Origin of the sequence: Rhizobacter sp. (assembly GCF_031412075.1) — a bacterium.
Lineage (GTDB): Bacteria > Pseudomonadota > Gammaproteobacteria > Burkholderiales > Burkholderiaceae_C > Rhizobacter.
In genome coordinates this window covers 1-9,212 of record NZ_JANOCG010000305.1, presented here as the reverse complement: position 1 = coordinate 9,212, position 9,212 = coordinate 1, and the positions used below count along the sequence as shown (strand labels likewise).

Sequence of the window (9,212 nt, the reverse complement as noted above, 5' to 3'; positions counted from 1 at the left end):
GGCGCCAAAACCCTGGAAGGCCGCGTCGACCTGGTTGCCCGCACCCCGCGGGTGGCGGTAGCTGCCGTGCACGTCGCACTGCCAGATCTCGATCTCGGCGCCATCGACCACACGCCCCTTGCCATCAACCACGCTGCCGCCCAGGTCGAGCCACTCGCCGGCGGCGCGAGGCGCATCGGCCACCTTGGCGCGGTTGACGCGGGTCAGGTCGGCGTCCCAATCGAGCTCGCGGGCGCGCCACGCGGGCGAGGGGTAGAACGGGCCTTCGGTCATCGCGGGCAGGGCAGCGAACGCGAGTGACGGCAGGGCCAGCGTGGCCGCGCCGCCAGCCAGGGCTTGCAGGCACTGCCGGCGGGCGGGGAACCGAGGGGGTGTGAGCGTCATGGTTTTCAGAGTGTGCGCCGCGGCGGAGGTTCCACCGGGGCGCGCCAAGCCGAGCCCTGGGGTTCAGATCAGTGCGGCGATCGCCTTCCCCATCTCAGTCGTGCTGGCGCTGCCGCCGAGGTCGCGCGTGCGCGGGCCTTCGCGCAGCACGTTCTCGATGGCGTTGACGATCGCATCGTGGGCCGCCTTGCCAGCGCCCTGGCCTCGCCCGAGGAAGTCGAGCATCAGCGCGCCCGACCAGATCATGGCGACCGGGTTGGCGATGTTCTGGCCGTAGATGTCGGGCGCCGAGCCGTGCACCGGCTCGAACAGCGACGGGAAGCGGCGCTCCGGGTTCAGGTTTGCCGACGGCGCGAGTCCGATGGTCCCGGTGCACGCGGGCCCAAGGTCCGACAAGATGTCGCCGAACAGGTTGCTCGCGACCACCACGTCGAATCGTTGCGGCTGCAGCACGAAGCGCGCGGTGAGGATGTCGATGTGCTGCTTGTCGACCGTGATCTGCGGGTAGCTTTGCGCCACCGCGTCGGCGCGGCCGTCCCACCAGGGCATGCTGATGGCGATGCCGTTGCTCTTGGTCGCCACCGTCAGGTGCTTTCGCTGGCGTTGTGCAGCCAGATCGAAGGCGAACCTGAGCACCCGGTCGGTCCCGTGGCGGCTGAACACCGACTCCTGGATCACGATCTCGCGCTCGGTGCCTTCGTACATGATGCCGCCGAGCTTGGTGTACTCGCCCTCGGTGTTCTCGCGCACGATGAGGAAGTCGATGTCGCCGGGCTGGCGCTGTCGCCCCTGGGCATCCACCAGCGGGCACGGCACGCCCTCGAACAGGCGCACCGGGCGAAGGTTGATGTACTGGTCGAACTCGCGCCTGAACTTGAGCAGGCTGCCCCACAACGAGATGTTGTCGGGCACCGTCGCAGGCCAACCCACGGCACCGAAAAAGATCGCGTCCATCGGCTGGAGCTGCTCCTTCCAGTCGGGCGGCATCATGCTGCCGTGCTGCTGGTGGTAGTCGCAACTGGCCCAGTCGATGGGGGTCACCTCCAGCGAGATGCCAAAGCGCCGGGCGGCGGCCTCGAGCACACGCAGGCCCTCGGGTGCGACCTCCTTGCCGATGCCGTCGCCCGGAATCAACGCAATGCGGTAGCTGCTGCTCATGTCGCCATCTCCTGTGCTGCGGTGCCGAGAGCTTAGGTGGCGATTGGGTCATGCACAATGAGTCGATTCGCAAAGCCTTGATGCACGATTCGTGGTCAATCCGATACCTTCCAACGACGACCTGCGCGTCTTCACCGCCGTGGTGCTCAAGTCGAGCTTCGCGGCGGCGGCGCTTGACCTGGGGGCCTCGCCTGCCTACGTCAGCAAGCGCGTGCGCGTGCTCGAAGAGCAACTCGGCACGCGGCTCTTGCTCCGCAGCACACGCCGCGTCGCGCTGACCGAGGACGGCGAGCGTGCCTACCGTTGGGCGCAGCGCATCCTCGACGACGTCGACCAGCTTCTGCAGGAAGTTGCCGGCACCCACGCGCAGCCGCGCGGCGCGCTGCGGGTGAGCAGCAGTTTCGGCTTCGGCCGCAAGCAGGTGGCGCCGGCGTTGAGCGCGCTCACGCAGCGCCACCCCAGGCTGCAGGTGCGGCTCGAACTGTTCGACCGGCTGGTGGACGTGGCGGCCGAAGGCTTCGACCTCGACGTGCGCGTGGGCGACGAGATTGCGCCGCACCTGATCGCACGCAGGCTGGCCGACAACCACCGCGTGCTGTGCGCCGCACCGGCTTACCTGTCGCAGCGCGGCACGCCGCAAACGCTGGACGACCTGAAGGGGCACGACTGCCTGGCGATCAAGGAACGCGACCACCCGTTCGGCGTGTGGCGACTGCAATGCGACGGCCGGGAGCAGGCGCTCAAGGTGTCGGGGCCGCTGTCGAGCAACAACGGCGAGGTGGCCTTGCGCTGGGCCCTCGACGGGCGAGGCATCGTGCTGCGATCGATGTGGCAGGTGGCGTCCCTGCTGGCGCAGGGCAAGCTGGTGCAGGTGTTGCCGGGCTGCCGCCAGCCGGCCAATGTCTGGGCGGTCTACCCGGTGCGGCTTGAGCGCTCGGCGAAGCTGCGCGTGGCGGTGGAGTTTCTCGTCCAGTGGTTCCAGCCCGGGCGCAAGCGGGGTTGAGCCGGCGCAAGCGCGCCCGTGGCTACATTCGAGGCATGACCAACCACCTCACCCTCATCACCGGCGCTTCGCGCGGCCTCGGGCTGGCCATATGCCAGCAGTTGCTGGCTGAGGGGCATTGTGTCGTCGCGATCTCTCGCCAGCGCACCGAGCTGCCGGTGCCGCCCGGCGCCGAGCTGTTGAGCTGGGAGCAGGACCTGTCGGAGCCGCTCGCCGCTGCGCGCCACCTCGAAGCGTGGTTGACGGCCACCGGGCCCGCGCGCTGGGCCTCGGCCACGCTGATCAACAATGCGGGTGTCGTGTCGACGCTTGCGCCTTTGTCGGGCGTGTCGGGAGAAGACCTGTCGAACGCCTTGCGTGTGGGGCTGGAGGCCCCGCTGCTGCTGACCAGCGCCTTCCTGCGCGCCACGGCCAACTGGAGGGTGCCGCGCAAGGTGTTGCTGATCTCGTCTGGCCTGGGCCGGCGTGCGATGGCGGGCAGTGCCTCGTACTGCGCCGCCAAGGCCGGCATGGACCACCTCGCGCGTGCGCTCGCCCTCGAAGAAGCCGAGCAGCCGAATGGCGCGCGGGTGGTGTCGCTGGCGCCAGGTGTGATCGACACCGACATGCAGACGCAGCTGCGCGGTGCCGACCCGGCGCTGTTCCCCGAGCGTGAGCGCTTTCTGGCGCTCAAGTCCAGCGGCCAGCTCGACAGCCCCGCGCAGGCCGCCACCAAGGTGCTGGCGCTGCTGGCGCGAGCCGACTACGGCCGCGAGCCGGTGGCCGACGTCAGGTCGGCCTGACGATGCCCACCCATCGCCCCAGATTGCAAGGCGCCTGGAGGCGCGTCGTCTACATCGGCCTGTACGAGCTGATCGCCATCGTGATGGCGAGCGCGGGGCTGATGCTGATGTCGGGCAAGGGCGCGTTCGACAGCGGCGCGCTGGCGGTGGCCACCTCGGTGGTCGCGGTCGCCTGGAATGGCGTGTTCAACAGCCTCTTCGAGCGCTGGGAGGCGCGCCAGACCACGCCCGGGCGCAGCCTGAAAAGGCGCATCGCCCATGCCGTGGGCTTCGAGGGCGGCCTGGTGGTGATGCTGGTGCCGCTGATCGCGTGGTGGCTGGGCGTGGGCCTGTGGCAGGCGCTGGTGATGGACCTGGGCCTGCTGGTCTTCTTCCTCGTTTACACCTTTGCCTTCAACTGGGCTTTCGACGCCGTGTTCGGCCTGCCCTTGTCGGCGCAGAGCCCGCCCGCGGCGGGCTGAGCTTGCTGCTAACGCCGGCCCTCGGCCAGCTGCTTGCGCCGGATGTCGCCCTGGCGCTCGAACATCCAGCCCGGGTACTCGGCCGGCAGGCGGCTCACCTCATGGATGGCGGCCAGCTCTTCTTCGCTCAGCTTGACCTGGGTCGCTGCCAGGTTGTCGGCCAGCTGCTCGGGCCGCTTGGCGCCCACGATCACGCTGGTGACCTGCGGCTGGTGCAGCAGCCAGGCCAGGGCCACCTGAGCCACCGACACGTCGCGGGCTTCGGCCATCGGGCGCATCACGTCGATGCAATTCCAGGCGCGCTCCTTGTGCACCGGCGGAAAGTCGAAGCCGGTGCGGCGGCTGCCCTGCTCGCCGGGCTGGTCGCGCCCGTACTTGCCACTCAGCAGCCCGCCGGCCAGCGGGCTCCACACCATCAGGCCCACACCTTCGCTCTTGAGCATGGGGATGAGTTCGCGCTCCAGGTCGCGGCCGGCCACGGTGTAGTAGGCCTGCAATGACTCGAACCGCGACAGGCCCAACCGCTCGGAAACACCCAGCGCCTTGACGATCTGCCAGGCCGCCCAGTTCGACACGCCGACGTAGCGCACGTGGCCGTGGCGCACCAGCTGGTCGAGCGCACGCACGGTCTCTTCGATCGGCGTGGCCGGGTCGAAGCCGTGGATCTGGTACAGGTCGATGTGCTCGAGCTGCAGGCGCGCCAGGCTCGCCTTCACGCTGTCGAGAATGTGGCTGCGCGTGTTGCCCCGCGCGTTGGGGCCGCGGCCCATGTCACCGAACACCTTGGTCGCCACGACCACGTTCTCACGCGGGATCTTCAGGTTCTTCAGCGCCTGGCCGGTGATCTGCTCCGACACGCCGTTGGCATACACGTTGGCGGTGTCGATGAAGTTGATGCCGGCGTCCACCGCCTGCCCGACCAGGCGCTCGGCCTCGCTTTGCTGCAGCGTGCCGATCTTCCCCCACAGGGTTTCGTCGGTGCCGCCGAAGGTCATGGTGCCGAGGCACAGTTCAGACACGAAGAGGCCGGTGCGGCCGAGCGGGTGGTGGCGCATGGAAAGGCTCCGTCTGTTTCGCTGAGGTCGGCCAGCATAGAGGGGGCAGATGAAGCCTGATGCCGCCGCGGGTATCGCGCGCACCAGGCTTCGCCCGCCGCTCAGGGCACGTCGAACTTCACCGCCTCGATCAGCAGCCGAGCAGCATCGGGCGCCGTGAGAAAACGCTCCCGCAGCAGGCGGCGCACGTTGGCGGCCACGCGCAGGTCGTAGTCGAGGTCGTTGCGGTAGAGCTGCTGCAGCACCGCATCGGTCAACGGCACCTCGTGGCCGGCGATGAAGCAGAAGCTCGCGCCGGTCGAGCTGCCCGACCACCGGCTCGTGGGCACATCGACATACGGCGAACGCAGGCCACCGACCACGTTGCCGAACTGGTCGAGCACCGGTTGACCGTTGACCACCTCGATGGGGGATGAGTTCGGCGGCGGCACGCCGCGGCGCACCCACAGGTCGAGGTTCTGGAACACCGCGTTGAAGTGGATGCCCGACGGGAAGCGGCTGCGCGGGCCTTCGTTGCAGGCGAGCGGTGGCACGTTGCGGCCACCGGCAATGATGTCGGCCGGTGCCGCGGCGGAGTACAGCTCCTCGGGCGTGGCGTGGCCGGCGCCGGCCATCTCGTAGTGGCGGTAGCGGTCGCTGAACACATCGCTGTCAGGGCGGCGCGCGCCAATGCCGATCAGGTAATCCGACTGCGCCATGATGTGGATGATGGGCACACCCACGTGGTTGAACTGCCGGCGTGGGTCGGCCAGCGGCGGTGCGGGCTCGCACTGGTTCGGCACTGCGCCAACGAAGGCCCCACCGGCCACGGCCACCACATAGCCGTCGTACGTGGGCCCGCCGTTGCGTTGCACTTCGAGCGGGTGAATGGCGTTGATGTAGTTGTAGAGGTAGCCGCCGGTCTGCGAGTAGCCAAAGCCGTAGAGCTGCTGCACCTTGAAGCCCTTGGCGTAGCGCAGCGGGTTGCTGCGGTCCTGGCTCTTGAGCCAGGCACCCACCTGGCTGAAGATGTCCCACACCAGGCCGTTTTCGGTGCTGCGCGAGCTGTCGGCCGCCACCGTGGCGCAGTTGGCCGGGTCGGTGAGCGGCAGCGGGTTGGCCAGCGACAGTGCGGCGTAGCGCGTGGGGTTGAAGGTCTGCAGCGTGACCATCGACACCGGTTTCACCGTGATGCCCACCCACACGTCGCCGTTGCGCATGAAGTGGTCGCCCGACAGGCCCCAGCCGATGTTGAGGTCAAACAGGTTCGACGGGTTCAGCAGCTCCACGATCACGCTGCCGCTGAAGCGGTGGCCGTGCGCAGGCCGGCGCACCAGCACACGCGTGGTGTACGGCGCATCGGCCGTGCGCACCACCGCCGGGCCGGGCGCGGGCCAGGTGTAGACATTGGCCTTGCCGCTGGCGAAAAACTCCTCTTCCACATACCCATGCCGGCTCAGCTTTTCGGGCCGCAGCGTGTGGTCGGCTGCGCCGAAGGGGTAGGAGCTGGCCGTGACCGGGATCGGCCCGGTGATGCTGGGCAGCGGTGTGCCCGCGTGGGCGGCCAGCGGCGCGACGAGAGCCACAGCGCACAACGACAGGCGTTGAAGCCAGCGCAAAAAAGGGGCAGTGCGAGGGGTCATGGGTGTTGTCTCCTGGGTGGATGGCGGGGCCTCCGCCGGGGCACGATTTGCGCGCTTGATTGCGTTTTTACGCAAATCAAGCGCCGCTTCGTTTTCTTTATTGCTCGTTTGTTTTCGTTTATAGGAGGGCAACCCCAGACCCACCATCCGGGTATGCCTGATGCGCTGGCTGACACCCAGGTGCTTGCCAAGCCGGGCAGGCAGGCGCAGGCACGCGCGCCCGCGCGACGGCGGGGCGCGAGTTTGTCGACAGGGGGGCGTTTTGGCGCGCGGCCCGGGGGGCCTGTGGGGTCAGCCGCGTGGGCTGCGGCGGCCTCGGGCCACTTTCAGCAGCAGCTCCAGCAAAAGCAGCCGCTCGGCCGCCGACAGCACCTGCAGCGTCTCGCTCTCCATCGTGGCGGCGATCTTCTCGGCGCGCTGCACCAGCTTGTCGCCACTGGCGGTCAACACCACGATCTGCGAGCGGCGGTCTTCGGTGCTGCGCACACGCTCGACCCAGCCGCGTTCGACCATGCGGTCGAGCGTGACGGCCAGGTTGGGCGGCGACACATCGAGCGCCTGGCCGAGCTGCTTCTGGTTGACCTGCTCGTTCGAGGCCACCAGCACCAGGATCGAAAACTCCACCGCCTTCAGCTGCAGCGGCCCCATGTGCTGGGTGAACGACTTCTTCAGCTCCACCGAGGCGCGGGTGGCAGCGTAGCCCACCAGGTGCGTCAAGCGCGACTGGTCCAGCTCGGCAGGCCTGGCCTTGGGTTCGAGGGTGTCGTCGGCGAGTTGGGTGGCGGTCATGCGGAGGGCGCGTGCAGGTGCGGCAACGGATTTTGCCCTGCGCCGATGCGCGCCACGCACAGGCCCGCCTCGGGCCACACAAAGTCGAAGTAATAGCGGGCGGTCTCATGCTTGGCCAGGTGGAAAGCAGAGTCGCCGCGAGCCGCCACCACATCGGCGCGCGCCCAGCCCTGCGCCAGCAGCGTGAGGCCGGCCAGTCGCAGGTAGTCGTCGGCCACGCGGTAGGGCAGCTCGGCGTCGTTCGCGGCCAGTTGCACGATCTCTTGCGTGGCCTCTCGCCACTGCGACAAGGCCTGCCGCGCGCGCGCTGAGAGCGCGCCTTCAGGCAGCTCGGCGTCGAGGCGGGCGATCAAGGCGCTTAGCTTGGCCGCCCCATCGGGCAACACCTTGCGCACCAGCAGGTCGATCGCCTGGATCTCGTTGGTGCCTTCGTAGATGAGCGAGATGCGGCAGTCGCGCACACACTGCTCGGCGCCGAAATCGTGCATGTAGCCGTGGCCGCCAAACACTTGCTGCGCGGCCAGCGCGCCCGCCAAGGCGTTGTCGGTGAGAAAGGCCTTGAGGATGGGCGTGAGCAGCGACACCTGGTCGTGCGCGGTGTGGCGCGAGCCCACGTCGGGGTGCTGCTCGGCCACGTCGAGCAGGTGCGCGCTTTCATACGCCAGCAGGCGGCCACCTTCGAGCAACGCGCGCTGGCGCAGCAGCTTGTGGCGCATGGCGGGGTGCAAGGCGATGGGGTCGGCAAGGTCCGTTCGCACTGAGCCTGCCTGTCCTGAGCCCGGTCGAAGGGTCGAAGTGCCTCCACCGCGACGCTCGCTGGCTTCGACAGGCTCAGCCCGAACGGAATGCGGTGCGCGCATCTGCGTGCGTTCGAGCGCGTAGCGCAGCGAGTTCTGGTACGCGCTCTCCGAGTGGCCGATCCCTTGCAGGCCCACATGCAGGCGCGCCGCATTCATCATCGCGAACATGGCCGCGAGGCCGCGGTGGGGCTCGCCCACCAGCCAGCCGGTGGCGCCCTCGAAGCTCATCACGCACGTGGCACTGCCCTTGATGCCCATCTTCTTTTCGATGCCGTCGCAGCGCAGGGTGTTGCGCTCGCCGCCCGGTAAAAACTTGGGGACGAGAAACAGCGAGATGCCCTTGGTGCCCGAGGGGGCGTCGGTGATGCGTGCCAGCACCATGTGCACGATGTTGTCGGTGAGGTCGTGCTCACCGCCCGAGATGAAGATCTTGGTGCCACGAATGCGGTAGCTGCCATCGGCCTGTGGCTCGGCGCGTGTCTTGAGCAAGCCGAGATCGGAGCCCGCGTGGGCTTCGGTGAGGCACATGGTCGAGAGCCATTCGCCGCTGACGATCTTGGCGAGGTAGCCTTCTTTCAGCTCCGGCGTGGCATGCGCCATCAGGCACTCGTACGCACCGTGCAACAACGCGGGGTACATGTTCCAGCCGTGGTTGGTGGAGTTGAGCATCTCGTTCAACACACCGTTGATGGCATGCGGCAAGCCCTGGCCCCCCACCGCCGGGTCGCAGGCGAGCGCGGGCCAGCCGGCGGCCACATAGGCTTGATAGGCCTCGCGGTAACCACGCGGGGTGGTGACCACGCCATCGCGCAGCGTGCAGCCTTCGAGGTCACCGCTGGCGTTGAGCGGAGCGAGCACCTCGGCAGCGAACTTGCCGGCTTCTTCGATCACCTGCCGGGCGGTGTCGACATCGAGCTCGGCATAGGCGGGCAGCTTGGGCCATTGCGCGGGCAGGTCGAGCAGCTCTTCGGTGATGAAGCGGATGTCGCGCAGCGGGGGTTGGTAGTGCCACATCAGGTTTTCTTTCGTGCAGCGCCGAGGTAGGTGTCGATCACGCGCGGGTCTTTGGCGAGCTCGGTGGCCGGGCCTTCGAGCGCGATCTCGCCCATTTCCAGCACGTAGCCGTAGTCGGCCACTTCGAGCGCGGCGCGCGCGTTT

Annotated in this window: 9 protein-coding genes and 1 pseudogene; 3 read left to right on the top strand and 7 right to left on the bottom strand. The window is 68.4% G+C overall.

Going from position 1 to position 9,212, the window contains the following annotated elements:
* Positions 1-384, bottom strand: a 384-nt coding sequence (locus RMO40_RS11190; RefSeq protein ID WP_489660142.1) for a dioxygenase family protein, incomplete at its 3' end; no start/stop codon positions are given.
* Positions 385-447: 63 nt separating this feature from the next.
* Positions 448-1,542 (bottom strand): tartrate dehydrogenase, encoded by a 1,095-nt coding sequence (locus RMO40_RS11185; protein WP_309720679.1) that lies wholly within the window; start codon positions 1,540-1,542, stop codon positions 448-450.
* A 103-nt stretch (positions 1,543-1,645) separates the two neighbouring features.
* Here RMO40_RS11185 and RMO40_RS11180 point away from each other — a divergent pair, with 103 nt between their 5' ends.
* The 3 genes from RMO40_RS11180 to RMO40_RS11170 are packed head-to-tail and all read left to right on the top strand — an operon-like array spanning position 1,646 to position 3,788.
* Entirely contained in the window at positions 1,646-2,545 is a 900-nt protein-coding gene (locus RMO40_RS11180; RefSeq protein ID WP_309720682.1) for a LysR substrate-binding domain-containing protein, read from the top strand.
* Between the two features lie 35 nt (positions 2,546-2,580).
* Positions 2,581-3,327: an SDR family NAD(P)-dependent oxidoreductase gene (locus tag RMO40_RS11175; protein WP_309720676.1), complete on the top strand. Its 747-nt coding sequence runs from the start codon at positions 2,581-2,583 to the stop codon at positions 3,325-3,327.
* 2 nt (positions 3,328-3,329) lie between these two features.
* Positions 3,330-3,788 carry a PACE efflux transporter gene (locus RMO40_RS11170; protein WP_309720673.1) on the top strand — a complete coding sequence of 153 codons (459 nt, stop codon included), beginning with the start codon at positions 3,330-3,332 and terminating at the stop codon, positions 3,786-3,788.
* A gap of 8 nt (positions 3,789-3,796) precedes the next feature.
* Here the strand turns inward: RMO40_RS11170 and RMO40_RS11165 are convergent, their stop codons facing one another.
* The 5 genes and pseudogenes from RMO40_RS11165 to RMO40_RS11145 all read right to left on the bottom strand — a co-directional run.
* A complete protein-coding gene (locus RMO40_RS11165) occupies positions 3,797-4,843 on the bottom strand; it encodes an aldo/keto reductase (RefSeq protein WP_309720670.1) in 1,047 nt (348 codons plus the stop codon).
* A 101-nt stretch (positions 4,844-4,944) separates the two neighbouring features.
* Positions 4,945-6,465, bottom strand: a complete 1,521-nt coding sequence (locus RMO40_RS11160; RefSeq protein ID WP_309720667.1) for an alpha/beta hydrolase domain-containing protein — start codon at positions 6,463-6,465, stop codon at positions 4,945-4,947.
* Positions 6,466-6,756: 291 nt separating this feature from the next.
* Complete coding sequence (locus RMO40_RS11155) at positions 6,757-7,254, bottom strand: MarR family transcriptional regulator (RefSeq protein ID WP_309720664.1); 498 nt, start codon at positions 7,252-7,254, stop codon at positions 6,757-6,759.
* On the bottom strand, positions 7,251-9,068 hold the full coding sequence (locus tag RMO40_RS11150) for an acyl-CoA dehydrogenase family protein (RefSeq protein ID WP_309720661.1): 1,818 nt from the start codon (positions 9,066-9,068) through the stop codon (positions 7,251-7,253). The genes RMO40_RS11155 and RMO40_RS11150 overlap by 4 nt, the downstream gene beginning before the upstream one ends.
* Positions 9,068-9,212 (bottom strand): annotated as a pseudogene (locus RMO40_RS11145) (ABC transporter ATP-binding protein); the annotation flags it as partial. The gene RMO40_RS11150 and the pseudogene RMO40_RS11145, both read right to left, overlap by 1 nt.